At 65.2% G+C, this 14,597-nt stretch carries 14 protein-coding genes; 12 read left to right on the top strand and 2 right to left on the bottom strand.

All coding sequences use genetic code 11. The features are described 5' to 3' along the window. Positions 1-63: 63 nt before the first annotated feature. Positions 64-918, top strand: a complete 855-nt coding sequence (locus tag GGC64_RS24410) for a mechanosensitive ion channel family protein (RefSeq protein WP_192725057.1) — start codon at positions 64-66, stop codon at positions 916-918. Here GGC64_RS24410 and GGC64_RS24415 read toward each other — a convergent pair. Next, on the bottom strand, positions 905-2,011 hold the full coding sequence (locus GGC64_RS24415) for an alcohol dehydrogenase catalytic domain-containing protein (RefSeq protein ID WP_192725058.1): 1,107 nt from the start codon (positions 2,009-2,011) through the stop codon (positions 905-907). The two genes, GGC64_RS24410 and GGC64_RS24415, sit on opposite strands and share 14 nt — an antisense overlap. A 35-nt stretch (positions 2,012-2,046) precedes the next feature. Here GGC64_RS24415 and GGC64_RS24420 point away from each other — a divergent pair, with 35 nt between their 5' ends. The 3 genes from GGC64_RS24420 to GGC64_RS24430 all read left to right on the top strand — a co-directional run bounded on the left by GGC64_RS24420 (position 2,047) and on the right by GGC64_RS24430 (position 3,555). Beyond that, entirely contained in the window at positions 2,047-2,505 is a 459-nt protein-coding gene (locus GGC64_RS24420) for a thioesterase family protein (RefSeq protein ID WP_192725059.1), read from the top strand. Then, complete coding sequence (locus tag GGC64_RS24425) at positions 2,480-2,923, top strand: SRPBCC family protein (RefSeq protein WP_192725060.1); 444 nt, start codon at positions 2,480-2,482, stop codon at positions 2,921-2,923. Before GGC64_RS24420 ends, GGC64_RS24425 begins: the two co-directional genes overlap by 26 nt. Before the next feature lie 107 nt (positions 2,924-3,030). Continuing rightward, complete coding sequence (locus GGC64_RS24430; RefSeq protein ID WP_192725061.1) at positions 3,031-3,555, top strand: DUF4189 domain-containing protein; 525 nt, start codon at positions 3,031-3,033, stop codon at positions 3,553-3,555. Positions 3,556-3,563: 8 nt separating this feature from the next. On the opposite strand, the gene GGC64_RS24435 is transcribed toward GGC64_RS24430, so the two are convergent. Further along, on the bottom strand, positions 3,564-4,256 hold the full coding sequence (locus GGC64_RS24435) for a GntR family transcriptional regulator (RefSeq protein WP_192725062.1): 693 nt from the start codon (positions 4,254-4,256) through the stop codon (positions 3,564-3,566). Between the two features lie 127 nt (positions 4,257-4,383). Here GGC64_RS24435 and fadD5 point away from each other — a divergent pair, with 127 nt between their 5' ends. From fadD5 to GGC64_RS24475, 8 genes are all read left to right on the top strand, one after another. After that, positions 4,384-6,024: a fatty-acid--CoA ligase FadD5 gene (gene fadD5 / locus GGC64_RS24440; RefSeq protein ID WP_192725063.1), complete on the top strand. Its 1,641-nt coding sequence runs from the start codon at positions 4,384-4,386 to the stop codon at positions 6,022-6,024. A 212-nt stretch (positions 6,025-6,236) separates the two neighbouring features. Beyond that, positions 6,237-7,031 carry an ABC transporter permease gene (locus GGC64_RS24445; RefSeq protein WP_192725064.1) on the top strand — a complete coding sequence of 265 codons (795 nt, stop codon included), beginning with the start codon at positions 6,237-6,239 and terminating at the stop codon, positions 7,029-7,031. A gap of 1 nt (position 7,032) precedes the next feature. After that, on the top strand, positions 7,033-7,902 hold the full coding sequence (locus tag GGC64_RS24450) for an ABC transporter permease (protein WP_192725065.1): 870 nt from the start codon (positions 7,033-7,035) through the stop codon (positions 7,900-7,902). Between the two features lie 3 nt (positions 7,903-7,905). Next, positions 7,906-9,183 carry an MCE family protein gene (locus tag GGC64_RS24455; RefSeq protein WP_192725066.1) on the top strand — a complete coding sequence of 426 codons (1,278 nt, stop codon included), beginning with the start codon at positions 7,906-7,908 and terminating at the stop codon, positions 9,181-9,183. Further along, positions 9,180-10,211, top strand: coding sequence for a virulence factor Mce family protein (locus GGC64_RS24460; RefSeq protein ID WP_192725067.1), 1,032 nt, complete (start codon positions 9,180-9,182; stop codon positions 10,209-10,211). The genes GGC64_RS24455 and GGC64_RS24460 overlap by 4 nt, the downstream gene beginning before the upstream one ends. Next, entirely contained in the window at positions 10,208-11,782 is a 1,575-nt protein-coding gene (locus tag GGC64_RS24465; RefSeq protein WP_192725068.1) for a virulence factor Mce family protein, read from the top strand. Before GGC64_RS24460 ends, GGC64_RS24465 begins: the two co-directional genes overlap by 4 nt. A gap of 5 nt (positions 11,783-11,787) precedes the next feature. After that, positions 11,788-13,446: a virulence factor Mce family protein gene (locus GGC64_RS24470; RefSeq protein WP_192725069.1), complete on the top strand. Its 1,659-nt coding sequence runs from the start codon at positions 11,788-11,790 to the stop codon at positions 13,444-13,446. Next, complete coding sequence (locus GGC64_RS24475; RefSeq protein ID WP_192725070.1) at positions 13,447-14,595, top strand: virulence factor Mce family protein; 1,149 nt, start codon at positions 13,447-13,449, stop codon at positions 14,593-14,595. It abuts the gene before it with no gap. Positions 14,596-14,597: the final 2 nt, after the last annotated feature.

The raw sequence follows: 14,597 nt of genomic DNA on the forward strand, positions 1-14,597 counted from the left end.
TCATCATACAAGTTCGCGGCTGGTGTTTGAACCCCCCGCCGCAGTGGGAAGCCGTCCGCGGGTATGCCTACGACACTTCAAGACCTCACCCATTGGCTCCTGACCAAGGGCCTGCACATCGTCCTCGTCGTGCTGTTCGCGATGATTGTGACGCGGGTCATCCGATGGGTCGCCGAACGGATCAGCAGGCGTCTCACCAAGGGGGACCAGCGCGACGCCACCGTGCGGTCGGAGACCGTCAAGCACGGTCAGGCCGTCGCCTCGGTGATCTCATCGGTGGCGATCGCGCTGCTCTACACGGTGGTCGCCGTCGACATCGCCAATCAGCTTGGCCTGCCGCTTGGTTCGCTGGTGGCGCCTGCCGCCGTGCTCGGTGCCGCCCTGGGTTTCGGTGCGCAGCGCATCGTCCAGGATCTGCTCAGCGGGTTCTTCCTGATCACCGAGAAGCAGTACGGCTTCGGTGACCTGGTCGAGCTCAGCGTCACCGCCGGGGGATCGGCGGTCGGCACTGTGGAAGACGTCACACTGCGTGTCACCAAACTGCGCACCAGCGACGGCGAGATGTACACGGTGCCCAACGGCCAGATCGTGAAATCGCTGAACATGTCGAAGGATTGGGCACGCGCGGTGGTCGATGTGCCGGTGCCGACGTCGGCCGACCTCAACCAGGTGAACGACGTTCTCGGCGGCGTCGCGAAGGCCGCGATGCAGAACGACGGCCTACCCGAGTTGCTGCTTGACGAACCGTCGCTGATGGGCGTCGAGAGCATCGAGGTCGACACCGTGAATCTGCGGATGGTCGCGCGCACGCTGCCGGGTAAGCAGTTCGAGGTCGGCCGCAAGTTGCGTGCGCTCATCGTCGCGTCCTTCCGCCGCAACGGCATCGCGACGTCGGGTGCGGTGACTAGTCAAAACTGATCAGCTGGCGCACGGCGTGCCCGTCGGCGAGCTGGTCCATGCCTTCGTTGATCTGCTGAAGGGCGATCGTCGACGACACGAGCTTCTCGACAGGCAGCCGGCCTGCCCGCCAGAGCCCGACGAAGTGCGGAATGTCGTTCGCCGGCACGGCCGAGCCGAGATAGCTGCCGATCAACGAGCGACCTTCGGCGACAAAACCCAACGGCGACACCGTGATTCGCGCATCCGGCGGGGGCAGGCCGACAGTGACCGTGCAACCGCCAGGCGCCGTCAGTTCGATCGCTGTCTGCAGCGCGAGTGGATGCCCGGCTGCCTCGATGACCACCGCTGCCTTCAGCACGCGCTCGCGCGCTTCGTCGGGGGTGTAGGCCTCGTGCGCGCCCATGGTGCGGGCGAGCGCGAGCTTGTCGGCCAACTGGTCGACGCCGATCACCCGGACGTCCTCGAGCGCCAGCGCGGTGATCACCGCGGCCATGCCCACCCCGCCGAGGCCGACGACGATCACCGTCTGGCCGGGCTGCGGCTGCCCGGCGTTGATCACGGCGCCGCCGCCGGTGAGGACCGCGCAGCCGAGCAGCGACGCGACCTCGGGCGGCACGTCGGCCGGCACCGGCACCACCGAGCGACGGTCGACGACGGCGTGGGTGGCGAAGCCGGAAACCCCGAGGTGGTGGTGGATGGGCAGGCCGTCGCGCGAGAGCCTGCGCGCTCCACTCATCAGCGTGCCTGCGCCGTTCGCGACGCTGCCTGGTTCGCACGGCGTGAGCCCGTTGGTGGCGCAGGCCGAACACTGGCCGCACCGCGGCAGGAACGTCATCACCACGCGCTGCCCGACCGGCATGTCGCCGACAGCCGACCCGGCCTGCTCGACGATTCCCGCCGCCTCGTGCCCGAGCAGCATCGGGACGGGCCGCACCCGGTTGCCGTCGACCACCGAGAGGTCGGAATGACAGAGCCCGGCCGCTTCGATGCGGACCAGAAGCTCGGAATCCCCCGGCGGCGCGAGGTCGAGGTCGCCGACGGACAGCGGTCGGGATTCGGAGTAGGGCCGCGCCCGACCGATCTCTTCCAACACCGCGCCGCGGATCCTCATGAGGTCCAGCCTGCCAAGGCTGCGACACTGCTGCCATGACAAGCGAGCAATCGCTCACCAGCCGGGATTTTCCCGTGCACTGGCCGGTGCTGACCAGATGGACCGACAACGACATGTTCGGTCACCTCAACAACGCGGTGTACTACGAACTGTTCGACACCGCGATCAACGGCTGGATCAACACGACGTGCGGGCTTGATCCGTTGACGACGCCGTGGCTGGGGGTGGTGGCCGAGTCGGGGTGCAGATACGTCGCAGAGTTGAAGTTTCCCGACCCGCTGGTGGTCGGCTTGGCTGTCGCGCGGCTCGGCAACAGCAGCGTCACGTATCGGTTGGCGCTCTTCCAGGCCGACCAGCCACTGGCGGCGGTAGGGCATTGGGTGCACGTGTACGTCGACCGCGAGAGCCGACGTCCGGTGCCGATCCCGGGGCCGATCCGGTCGCTGCTCGAGTCGATATGCTCGCCGGATGCCGCTCGTAAGCAAGACAGTTGAGGTTGCCGCGCCCGCGGAGAAGATCATGGCGATCGTCGCCGACTTCGAGTCGTACCCGGAGTGGAACGAGGAGATAAAGGGCTGCTGGGTGCTGGCCAAGTATGACGACGGCAGGCCCAGCCAGCTGCGACTCGACGTCGTGGTGCAGGGCCAGTCCGGCACCTTCATCACCGCGGTCTACTACCCGGCCGAGAACCAGATCTACACCGTGCTGCAGCAGGGCGAGTTCTTCGAGAAGCAGGAGCAGCGGTTCTCGGTGGTGCCGATGGGCCCCACCGCACTGCTGACCGTCGACTTCGACGTCGAGACCAAGCTGCCGATCCCGAAGTCGATGGTGAAGAAGGCGATCGGCGACACGCTCGACTATCTGGCAGAGAACCTCAAGACCCGCGCTGAGCAGCTGGCCGCCGACAAATAGCCGCGTTCGAAACTCGTTCGCAGAAAAGTGTGGGAGCCGAGGTGGCTCCCCGCTCCTACAGGTGAACGCGTCCCAAATCGGGCCGCGACAACCTGAAGGAGATTTCGATGAACACCAACCGCACGAAAACGCCCATGCGGCGTCAGATCACTGCCGGCGTCTTGCTTGCCGGCGCCATCGCCGCCGGCGGACTGGGTGCAGCGGCTACCGCGGGCGCTCGGCCACCCATCAACCCGGTGCCCGTGCCTGTGCAGCCACGTCCGGCTCCCGCCGGCCTGGTCGCCTCAATTGCCTTCTCGCCGGAGACCGGAGTCTGGGCGAGTTGGACCAACGCGCCGACCTTGACCAACGCCGACTACGCCGCACTGAATATGTGCCAGGACCGCGACGGTACGCACTGCCTGATCACCGGTCAGGTCGGCACCAACACCAACCAGTACCAGTGCATCGCCCTGGCCGTTGATGCCGTCGATTGGACGCAGTGGCACAGTGCGGTGGGTCCGAGCGTGGTCAGCGCCGAGACGGCAGCCCTGCAGGGGCCCAACAGCCGTATCGCCACGGTGGCCTGCACAACTCCCAACGGCAGCCCCGTTGGCACGAGCGGACACGTCGATCGGCCGCAGTGGTCATAGGTCGTCGATCAGCTCCACAACCCGATCTCGTCGAGCCGGGTCACCAAACGCTGGGCGGCGTCGGTGAACTCACCTGAGGTGAGCCGCACGACGGTGTCGACGTCGCGCCTGCGTAACGCCGCGATCAGTTCCCGGTGGCCTGCCACCGCCGCGGCTCCCCACGCCGGCTCGCTCGCATAGATCTGTCCAGGGATATAGCGCGCGACGTGCAACAGGAACCAGGCCAGCTTGATTCGGTCCGTCGTCCGGTTGAACGCCCGGTGAAACGTGAACTCGGCCGCGACGATCTCCTCGGGCTCGCCGCGGTCGACGGCCGCGGCGAGCACCTCGTTGAGCCCTTCCAGCTCATCGATCTGCGCGTCGGTTATCCGTTCGGCCGCCGTCGCCGCCAACTCCTTGGCAATGGTGGCCTGCAACCAGAAGATGTCCTCGATATCACTGCGGGTCAGCGGAACCACCACATGTCCGCGGTGCGGTTCGAGCTGAACCATGCCTTCGCCGCGCAGCGTGCGCAGCGCCTCGCGCACGGGTGTGATGCTGACGCCGAGCGCAGCGGCCGTTTCGTCGAGCCGGACGAAGGTCCCCGGCCGCAGCGTGCCGGTCATGATGTCGGTGCGCAAACGGGCCGCGACCTCGTCGGAGAGCTGCTCGCGACGCACCGCCCGGCGCCGCTGTGAACGGTGCCTGGCGGGTGCGTTCATGACTGTCTCCGGTTGTCTCGCGGTGGGGTTGTCCCCGCGGCGCCGAGGTCTTAGTGTGACCACGGCAACACAATGTTTGATCAAATATCAACGCCGCGCAACCCGCCGCCCGAGGGAGCACTCGCTGTTGACCGCTGAGCCGTCACCGACAGACCAGCCGTATCTGGCGCGTCGGCAGAACTGGACGAACCAGCTCGCCAGGCACGCGTTGATGCAGCCCGACGCCACGGCACTGCGATTCCTCGGTCACACGACGACCTGGGGTGAGCTCGACCGCAGGGTGACGGCGCTGGCAGGTGCGCTGAGCAGGCGTGGAGTCGGTTTCGGCGACCGCGTGCTGATCCTGATGCTCAACCGCACCGAGTTCGTCGAGTCGTTCCTGGCCGCCAACAAGCTGGGTGCCATCGCCGTACCCGTGAACTTCCGGATGACGCCGCCGGAGATCGCGTTCCTGGTCAGTGACTGCCAGGCCCGCGTCGTGATCACCGAGACGGTGCTGGCCAACGTGGCCACCGCCGTTCGCGACCTCGACCCGACGCTGCAGACCGTCATCGTCGCCGGTGGCGCCACCGACGACTCGGTGATCGGGTACGACGACGTGATCGCAGAACAAGGGGACCCGGCCCCGGTTGTCGACATCCCCAACGACTCGCCCGCGCTGATCATGTACACGTCGGGCACCACCGGCAGGCCCAAGGGCGCGGTGCTCACCCACACCAACATCGCGGGTCAGGCGATGACCAACCTGTTCACGATCGCCGCCGACGTCAACAACGACGTCGGCTTCATCGGGGTGCCGCTGTTCCACATCGCGGGCATCGGCAACACGATCACCCCGCTGCAGCTCGGGCTGCCGACCGTCATCTATCCGCTCGGTGCATTCGATCCGGCCCACCTGCTCGACGTCCTCGAGTCCGAGCAGGTGACCACGATGTTCCTGGTGCCCGCACAGTGGCAGGCGGTGGTTGCCGAGCAGCGGGCCAACCCGCGAAAGCTGGCGCTCCGGGTGCTGTCGTGGGGCGCCGCACCGGCGTCGGACACGCTGCTGCGCGGGATGGCCGAGACCTTCCCAGGTACTCAGATCTACGCCGCATTCGGGCAGACCGAGATGTCGCCAGTGACGTGTATGTTGTTGGCGCAGGACGCAATTCGCAAACTCGGCTCGGTCGGCAAGGTGATCCCGACGGTGGCCGCGCGCGTCGTCGACGAGAACATGAACGACGTCCCCGTCGGCCAGGTCGGCGAAATCGTCTATCGCGCACCGACGCTGATGGCCGGCTATTGGAACAATCCGAAAGCCACCGCCGAGGCATTCGAAGGCGGCTGGTTCCATTCCGGCGACCTGGTCCGCCAGGACGACGAGGGTTATGTCTGGGTCGTCGACCGCAAGAAGGACATGATCATCTCCGGCGGCGAGAACATCTACTGCGCCGAGGTCGAAAACGCACTGGCGGCCCACCCCGCCATCGTCGAGGTGGCTGTGATCGGGCGTCCCGACGAGAAGTGGGGCGAGGTTCCCGTCGCCGTCCTCGCCCTTGCCGCCACGCATTCCGATCTTGGACTGGCTGACCTCGACGAATTCCTCACCGAAAGGCTGGCGCGATACAAGCATCCGAAGGCGCTGCAGATCGTCGACGCCCTCCCGCGCAACCCCGCTGGCAAAGTCCTGAAAACGGAACTGCGAGCGCGTTTCGGCGTGGCAAATTTCATTGACGCTGGCGAAAGTTCCACTCCGCCAACGGTTTCTGCTGCGGCGCAAGACATTTAACGAACGGGGGAGGCTTTGCTAACGGTTACGGGCACAATCCTGCCGATGCGGTGCACGCGCAGTACAGCATCGGGTACAGTCCTGTGGTCCGTCTTACTACTTGCGAGTAGGGAGACGGATGTCACACACACGGGGTTGGGGCAAGGAGGGTGCGTGCGACACGGGCTGCCGCTGCGCCACGGCCGGCACGGTTTCGTGGTGGGAGCGACCTGGTGACGGCGTCGACCGGCATGGTCGGCTATGTGCGCGAACAGACCAGACCTGCCCTGCAGGCTGTCGGCGGTTTCACGCGTATGTGCGTGCTGACCGGGAGGGCGCTGTTCCGGCCATTCCAGTGGCGCGAGTTCATCCTTCAGAGCTGGTTCTTGTTTCGGGTGTCGTTCCTGCCGACCCTGGCGGTGTCCGCGCCGCTGACCGTGCTGTTGATCTTCCTGTTGAATATCCTGCTCGCCGAGTTCGGCGCCGCCGACGTGTCGGGAGCGGGTGCGGCAATCGGCGCCGTCACCCAGTTGGGCCCGCTGGTCACGGTGCTGGTGGTGGCCGGCGCCGGATCGACAGCCATCTGCGCAGACCTCGGCGCACGCACCATTCGTGAAGAGATCGACGCGCTCGAGGTGCTCGGCATCGATCCGATCCACCGCCTCGTCGTTCCCCGCGTGGTGGCTTCGACGTTCGTGGCGCTGCTCCTCAACGGCGCGGTGATCACCATCGGGCTCGTCGGCGGCTTCGTCTTCGGCGTGTATCTGCAGAACGTGTCTGCGGGCGCCTACGTCTCGACGCTGACACTGATCACGGGCCTGCCCGAAGTGTTGATCTCGGTCGTCAAGGCCACAGTCTTCGGACTGATCGCCGGCCTGGTCGGCTGCTACCGCGGGCTCACCGTCTCCGGTGGCGCCAAGGGCGTCGGAACCGCGGTCAACGAGACGCTGGTCCTATGCGTCATCGCGCTGTTCGCCGTCAACGTGGTGCTGACCACGATCGGCGTCCGGTTCGGAACGGGGCGTTGACATGAGTACCGGCGCCGTTCTTCGGTCACGATTTCCGCGGGGAACCGCGCGCGCTGAAAAAGTCGCAGGCGCGCCAGTGCGCTTCCTCGACAGTGTCGGCCACGTCGCGTGGTTCATCGTCACCGCGCTGGGCGCAACCGGGCATGCCCTGCGTTACTACCGCAAGGAGACGCTGCGGCTGATCGCCGAGATCGGCATGGGCACTGGCGCAATGGCCGTCATCGGCGGCACCGCGGCGATCGTCGGCTTCGTCAGCTTGTCAGGATCGTCACTGGTAGCCATCCAGGGCTTCGCGTCGCTCGGCAATATCGGTGTCGAGGCGTTCACCGGATTCTTCGCCGCGATGATCAACGTGCGATCCGCGGCTCCGCTGGTGTCCGGCGTCGCGTTGGCCGCGGTCGTCGGCGCAGGCGCGACGGCCGAATTGGGCGCCATGCGGATCAGCGAGGAGATCGATGCCCTCGAGGTGATGGGCATCAAGTCGATCTCCTACCTGGTCTCGACTCGAATCATGGCCGGCTTCGTGGTGATCATCCCGCTCTACGCGATGGCGATGATCCTGTCGTTCCTCTCCGGTCAAGTGACCACCACGTTGTTCTACGGTCAGTCGACCGGCACCTATGACCACTACTTCCGCACGTTCCTGCGGCCCGAGGACGTGTTCTGGTCCTTCATGGACGCGATCATCATCTCCGTGATCGTCATGCTCAACCACTGCTACTACGGCTATTTCGCCAGCGGTGGCCCGGTTGGCGTCGGCGAGGCGGTGGGTCGGGCCATGCGGGCGTCGCTGGTGGCGGTGGCGTTGGTGGTGCTGTTCGTCGCGTTGGCGCTCTACGGCGTCGACCCCAACTTCAACTTGACGGTGTAGCCGATGACCGCACCCGTGAACAAGTCCCGCACACCGCCGTACAAAGTGGCGGGCGCGATCTTGACGCTGCTGGTCGTCATCGCGATGGTCCTGGTCTTCCTCCAGTTCCGCGGCACCTTCCTCGACCGCGAGGATCTGACGATGATGGCGGCGCGAGCCGGCCTTTCGATGGATCCCGGCGCCAAGGTGACCTACAACGGTGTGGAGATCGGCAGGGTCGGCCAGGTTGACCAGGTCGACGTCGGCGGCGAGCCCAAGGCGAAGATCACGCTGAAGGTAGACCGCCAGTATCTGCACCTGATTCCGAAGAACGTCAATGCCGATATCACCGCGACCACGGTGTTCGGCAACAAGTACATATCCTTCACGTCGCCGAAAAACCCTACGCCGCAACGTATTTCGCCGTCCGATGTGATCGATGCGACGTCGGTGACGACCGAGTTCAACACCTTGTTCGAGACGGTCGTCGACGTGGCCCAGCAAGTCGACCCGATCAAGTTGAACCAGACATTGAGCGCCACAGCCGAAGCACTCAACGGGCTGGGCGATCGGTTCGGTCAGTCGATCGTGCACGGCAACGAGATCCTCGACGACGTCAATCCGCTGATGCCCCAGATCCGCCGGGACAACAAGTTGCTCGCCGACCTGGGTGACGTTTACGCCAACGCGGCGCCCGACCTGTTCGACGGCCTGGAGAACGCCGTCACCACCGCGCGCACGCTGAATGAGCAGCAGGGCAACATCGACCAGGCGCTGATGGCGGCTGTCGGGTTCGGCAACACCGGCGGCGACATCTTCGAACGCAGCGGGCCCTACCTGGTCCGTGGCACTGCTGACCTGGTGCCCACCTCACAGCTGCTCGACACATACAGTCCTGCGCTGTTCTGCACTATCCGCAACTTCCACGACGTGGAGCCCAAGGTCGCGGCGTCATTGGGTGGCAATGGATATTCGCTCCGGACCACCAGTGAGCTGATCGGCCCGGGCAACCCCTACGTCTATCCGGACAATCTGCCGCGGGTGAACGCCAAGGGTGGCCCGGAGGGTAGGCCCGGCTGCTGGCAGCCGATCACGCGCGATCTGTGGCCCGCGCCGTACCTGGTGATGGACACCGGTGCCTCGATTGCGCCGTACAACCACCTGGAACTGGCCTCGCCGTTCGGCTGCGCCGGCCTGCCGCCGTGCATCATTCCGCTGCTTCCTGCGCCGATTCCGATCATCGCTCCTGGGATCGAATACGTCTGGGGGCGTCAGTTCGGGGAGAACACGATCAACCCATGAAAATCACCGGTACTGCTGTAAAGCTCGGCATCTTCTCGCTGGTGCTGCTGCTTTTCACCGCGATGATCATCGTGGTGTTCGGTCAGATGCGGTTCGACCGCACCACCGGATACACGGCTGTCTTCTCCAACGTCAGCGGCCTTCGGGCCGGGCAGTTCGTCCGCGCTTCCGGCGTCGAGGTCGGCAAGGTCTCCAAGATCGAACTGATGGACGGTGGCGCGCAGGCGAAGGTGCACTTCACCGTCGATCGCTCGCTGCAACTGTTCGACGGGACCACGGCGTCCGTCCGGTACCTGAACCTGATCGGCGACCGGTATATGGAGCTCAAGCGCGGCGACAGCAACAAGCGGCTGCCTGCCGGCGGCACCATCCCGATCGAGCGAACCCAGCCCGCGCTTGATCTGGACGCGTTGATCGGTGGCTTCCGTCCGGTGTTCCGGGCACTGGACCCCGCCAAGGTGAACAACATCGCCCAGTCGATCATCACGGTGTTCCAGGGCCAGGGGGGCACCATCAACGACATCCTGGACCAGACCGCATCGCTGACATCTGCGCTGGCCGATCGGGACCAAGCCATCGGCGAGGTGATCCGCAATCTGAACACCGTGCTCGACACGACCGTCAAGCACCAGCAGCAGTTCGACGAGACCGTCCAGAATTTCGAGAAGCTCATCACCGGTCTGAAGAATCGCAAGGACCCGATAGCCAGTTCGGTGGCGGATATCAGTGACGCTGCCGGCACGATCGGGGACCTGCTCGCCGACAACCGGCCGCTGCTGCAAAGCACGATCACCTATCTCGAGGGAGTCCAGCAGCCGCTGGTGGATCAGAAGGACCAGCTCAACGACATCCTGGTCAGGCTGCCGACGGCGTTCAACATCATCGGGCGCGCCGGTGGTATCTACGGCGACTTCTTCAACTTCTATGCCTGCGATATCACGCTGAAGACGTTCGGGCTGCAGCCCGGCGGTCCGGTTCGCACTGTCAAACTCACCAGTCAGCCGTCGGGTAGGTGCACGCCGCAATGAGGACACTCGAGGGGTCGGACCGCATCAGAAACGGGATGATGGGCATTCTCATCCTGATTCTGGTGCTCGGCGTCGGCCAGAGCTTCGCGAGCGTTCCGATGCTCTTCGCGACACCCACCTATTACGCACAGTTCTCCGACACCGGTGGCATCGGCACCGGTGACAAGGTGCGCATTGCCGGCGTCGACGTCGGTCAAGTCCGGTCGATGCGAATCGACGGGGACAAAGTGGTGATCGGCTACTCGCTGCAGGGCACTCAGATCGGCACCGCGAGTCGCGCATCGATCCGCACCGACACGATCCTGGGTCGGCGCAACATGGAGATCGAACCGCGCGGCAAAGATCCGTTGCGCGCCAACGGGGTTCTGCCGTTGGGTCAGACCACCACTCCCTACCAGATCTACGACGCATTCTTCGACGTGACCAAGGCGGCCTCCGGCTGGGACACCCAGACGGTGAAGCGGTCGCTGAATGTGTTGTCCGAGACCATCGATCAGACGTATCCGCATCTGTCTGCGGCGCTCGACGGGGTGGCGCGGTTCTCCGACACCATCGGCAAGCGCGACGACGAGGTCAAGCAACTGCTCGCCAACGCCAACAAGATCGCGGGCGTCCTCGGCAACCGCAGCGCGCAGATCAACCAACTGTTCGTCAACGCCCAGTCGCTGTTGGCGGCGATCAATGAACGTAACTACCAAGTCAGCATGCTGCTCGAAAGGGTCGGAGAGTTCTCCGAACAGGTGAAGGGCTTCATCGACGACAACCCGAACCTCAACCACGTGCTCGAGCAGTTGCGCACCATCAGCGACACGCTGAAGGACCGCAAGTTCGATCTGATGCAGACGCTGACCACCGTAGCGAAATTCGTTGCGTCCCTTGGTGAAGCGGTCGCGTCCGGTCCGTTCTTCAAAGTCTTCTTGGCGAATCTGCTGCCTTACCAAATCCTGCAGCCGTTCGTCGACGCCGCGTTCAAGAAGCGCGGTATCGACCCCGAGAAGTTCTGGGGCGATGCTGGCCTGCCGGCTTTCCGGTTCCCCGATCCGAACGGCCAGCGCTTCCCGAACGGCGCGCCTGCGCCCGCGCCGACGGTGCTGGAAGGCACGCCGGAACACCCCGGCCCCGGCGTCCTGAAGGGCTCGCCGTGCTCGTACACGCCTGGCGTACCCGAGGGCCTGCCGCGGCCAGGCGATCCGCTGCCGTGCGCGGGCCTGACGACTGGTCCGTTCGGCGGCCCCGAATACGGACCGCCCGACGTCGCGACCTCCAATCCGAACCCCAACGGTCCGGGATTCACGCCTGGCGTGCCTGCGGCCGCCATACCGGGTCAGTTGCCCCCCGACATGCCGGGCGCTCCCGTTCCGCTGCCGCCTGCACCGCCAGGCGCACGTACCGTGCCGGTGGGTCCGCTGCCTCCGGAGGGACCGGACTTCACGCCCGGCATCGCCCCACTGCCGCCGGCGTTGAACGGACCGCCACCGCCGCCGGGGCCCGGCCCCGACGCCGGGCCGGCGGGCACGCCGCCGCTGCCCGGCAATCCGCCGTACCTCCCGCCCGGATCGCAGGAGGGCTGAGATAGATGTCGACAGTCTTCAACATCCGAAACATCAAGACCGGCAACATCTCTCGGGGTGCGCTGATCATCGGTGCGCTGATCGTGGTTCTCGCTGTGGTAGCTGCCATCGTCGGCTACAACGTGTACAAGCGGCTGACCACCAACACCGTCGTCGCCTATTTCCCGGAGACTTTGGCGCTGTATCCGGGCGACAAAGTGAACATCATGGGCATCAAGGTCGGCGCGATCGACAAGATCGAACCGGCAGGCGACAAGATGAAGGTGACCTTCTCTTACGAGAACAAGTACAAGGTCCCGGCCAACGCCACCGCGTCGATCCTGAACCCCAGCCTCGTGGCGTCGCGCAATATCCAGCTCTCGCCGCCGTACACCGGCGGGCCCGTGATGGAAGACAACGCGGTCATTCCGATCGACCGGACGCAGGTGCCAGTCGAATACGACGAGCTTCGCGACTCGATCAACCGGATCCTGACCGAACTCGGTCCGACGAAGGACCAGCCGAAGGGGCCCTTCGGCGACATCATCGAATCGGCCGCGAATGGCTTCGCAGGCAAGGGTGAGCAGCTCAACAAGACGCTGAAAGGACTGTCGGAGGCGCTCTACACCCTCAACGAGGGTCGTGGCGACTTCTTCAGCGTGATCAAGAGCCTGGCCCTGTTCGTCAACGCGTTGTACAAGAGCGATCAGCAGTTCGTCGCATTGAACGACGATCTCGCTCAGTTCACCAACGCGTTCACCAACACCGATCGCGAAGTGGCCAACGCGCTGCAGGACCTCAACCAGTTGTTGACGACGACCCGTCAGTTCATCAACAAGAACGGCGAGGTGCTGACCCACGACGTCAACAACTTGGCCGACGTGACCAATGCGATCCTGCAACCGGACCCGCTCAACGGTCTGGAAACAGCCCTGCATGTGTTCCCGACGCTCGGCGCGAACCTGATGAACATCGTGTCCCCGGTGACCGGCGGCGTCATGGGCTTGCCGGCCATCGCCAACTTCGCCAACCCAATGCAGTTTGTGTGCAGCGCAATTCAGGCAGGCAGCCGGTTGGGTTACCAGGAATCCGCCGAACTGTGTGCCCAGTACTTGGCGCCCATCCTCGACGCGATCAAGTTCAACTTCCCCCCGATCGGTATCAATCAGTTCAACACCGCGATGACGCTGCCCAAGGAGGTCGCGTACTCAGAGCCGCGTCTGCACCCGCCGGGGGGCTACAAGGACACCACGGTGCCCGGCGTCTTCTCCCGCGATACCTTGTTCTCGCACGGTAACCACGAGCCGGGCTGGGTCGCCGCCCCCGGCATGCAGGGTGTCGACGTGCAACCGTTCACCTCCAACATGCTGACGCCGGAGTGCCTCGCAGAACTGATGGGTGGACCCGACTGCGTGATCCCCGGTGCTCCACCGGCCTTCGGGGCGCCGCCAGGGGGCAACCTGCCCGGCCCGCCGGACGCCTACAACGAGAACAGCCCGCTGCCGCCCCCGTGGTATCCGCAGCCTGGGCCACCGCCTGCCCCGGCACCAGGGGTGATACCCGGTGACCCCGGTGGGTCGCCGCTGTCCGCGCCCGCTGTTGGGCCAGGCCCAGGCCCAGGTCCCGCCGCCCCGGCCGGGCCGCCGCCTGCCGGCCCGCCACTACCCGCTGAGGCAGGTCAATAGATGACTGCACGTAGATGGAGCAGGATCGCCCAGCGCAGCGTCGCGCTGGCGGCGGTCGCATTGGTACTGAGCGCGTGTGGGTCGTGGAAGGGCATCGCCAACGTGCCGCTGCCCGGCGGACCGGGCACCGGCGACAAGAAGACGACGATCTACGTGCAGATGCCGGATACGTTGGCGCTCAACGTCAACAGCCGGGTACGCGTGGCCGACGTGTATGTCGGCCGGGTGCGGAAGATCGAGCTGAAGAACTGGGTTGCGACGCTGACCCTGGACCTGCAACCCGACGTGAAGCTACCGAAGAACACGCTGGCCAAGATAGGCCAGACCAGCCTGCTGGGCAGTCAGCACGTGCAGCTCGATCCGCCGCCGGACCCCCAGGGTGAGCTGAGGAACGGCGACACCATCCCGCTGAAGAACAGCTCGGCTTTCCCCACGACCGAGCGGGTGCTGGCCAGCATCGCGACCATCCTGCGTGGTGGCGGCGTCCAGAACCTCGAAACGATCCAGACCGAGGTCAACAACCTGCTCACGGGCCGGGCCGATCAGATCCGGGAATTCCTCAACAAGTTGGACACCTTCACCGACCAACTGAATCAGCAGCGCCAGGACATCACGAGGGCCATCGATTCGACCAATCGGCTGTTGACGATCGTGGGTCAACGCAATGAGACGCTCGATCGGGTGCTCACCGAATTCCCGCCGCTGATCAAGCATTTCGCCGACACCCGCGATCTGTTCGCGGATGCGGTGGAGGCGCTCGGCAGGATCAGCAGGGCCGCCGACAACGCTCTGGCTCCGTCCAGCGACAACCTGCACACCAACCTGCAGAACCTCCAGCGGCCACTCAAGCAGCTCGGGCGGGCGTCGCCTTATCTGATTGGTGCGCTGAAGCTGATGCTCACCGCGCCGTTCTCCATCGAGAACGTGCCGAAGGTGGTCCGTGGCGACTTCCTCAATGTGTCGTTGATGGTCGACCTGACTCTGTCGGGCCTGGACAACGGGTTCTTGTCGGGTACCGGGATCTCGGGCATGCTGCGCGCACTCGAGCAGAGCTGGGGCCGCGACCCGGAGACGATGATCCCCGATGTGCGGTTCACACCGAATCCGCATGACGCGCCGAACGGTCCGCTGGTCGAAAGGGGTGAGTGAGC

It is taken from the genome of Mycobacterium sp. OAS707 (genome assembly GCF_014873705.1).
Taxonomy (GTDB): Bacteria; Actinomycetota; Actinomycetes; order Mycobacteriales; family Mycobacteriaceae; genus Mycobacterium.

Bases quoted from the DNA above. Each gene is read 5' to 3' on its own strand.
- GGC64_RS24410 (WP_192725057.1), top strand. From the start codon at position 64: ATGCCTACGACACTTCAAGACCTCACCCATTGGCTCCTGACCAAGGGC.
- GGC64_RS24415 (WP_192725058.1), bottom strand. From the start codon at position 2,011: ATGAGGATCCGCGGCGCGGTGTTGGAAGAGATCGGTCGGGCGCGGCCC.
- GGC64_RS24420 (WP_192725059.1), top strand. From the start codon at position 2,047: ATGACAAGCGAGCAATCGCTCACCAGCCGGGATTTTCCCGTGCACTGG.
- GGC64_RS24425 (WP_192725060.1), top strand. From the start codon at position 2,480: ATGCCGCTCGTAAGCAAGACAGTTGAGGTTGCCGCGCCCGCGGAGAAG.
- GGC64_RS24430 (WP_192725061.1), top strand. From the start codon at position 3,031: ATGAACACCAACCGCACGAAAACGCCCATGCGGCGTCAGATCACTGCC.
- GGC64_RS24435 (WP_192725062.1), bottom strand. From the start codon at position 4,256: ATGAACGCACCCGCCAGGCACCGTTCACAGCGGCGCCGGGCGGTGCGT.
- GGC64_RS24450 (WP_192725065.1), top strand. From the start codon at position 7,033: ATGAGTACCGGCGCCGTTCTTCGGTCACGATTTCCGCGGGGAACCGCG.
- GGC64_RS24455 (WP_192725066.1), top strand. From the start codon at position 7,906: ATGACCGCACCCGTGAACAAGTCCCGCACACCGCCGTACAAAGTGGCG.
- GGC64_RS24460 (WP_192725067.1), top strand. From the start codon at position 9,180: ATGAAAATCACCGGTACTGCTGTAAAGCTCGGCATCTTCTCGCTGGTG.
- GGC64_RS24465 (WP_192725068.1), top strand. From the start codon at position 10,208: ATGAGGACACTCGAGGGGTCGGACCGCATCAGAAACGGGATGATGGGC.
- GGC64_RS24470 (WP_192725069.1), top strand. From the start codon at position 11,788: ATGTCGACAGTCTTCAACATCCGAAACATCAAGACCGGCAACATCTCT.
- GGC64_RS24475 (WP_192725070.1), top strand. From the start codon at position 13,447: ATGACTGCACGTAGATGGAGCAGGATCGCCCAGCGCAGCGTCGCGCTG.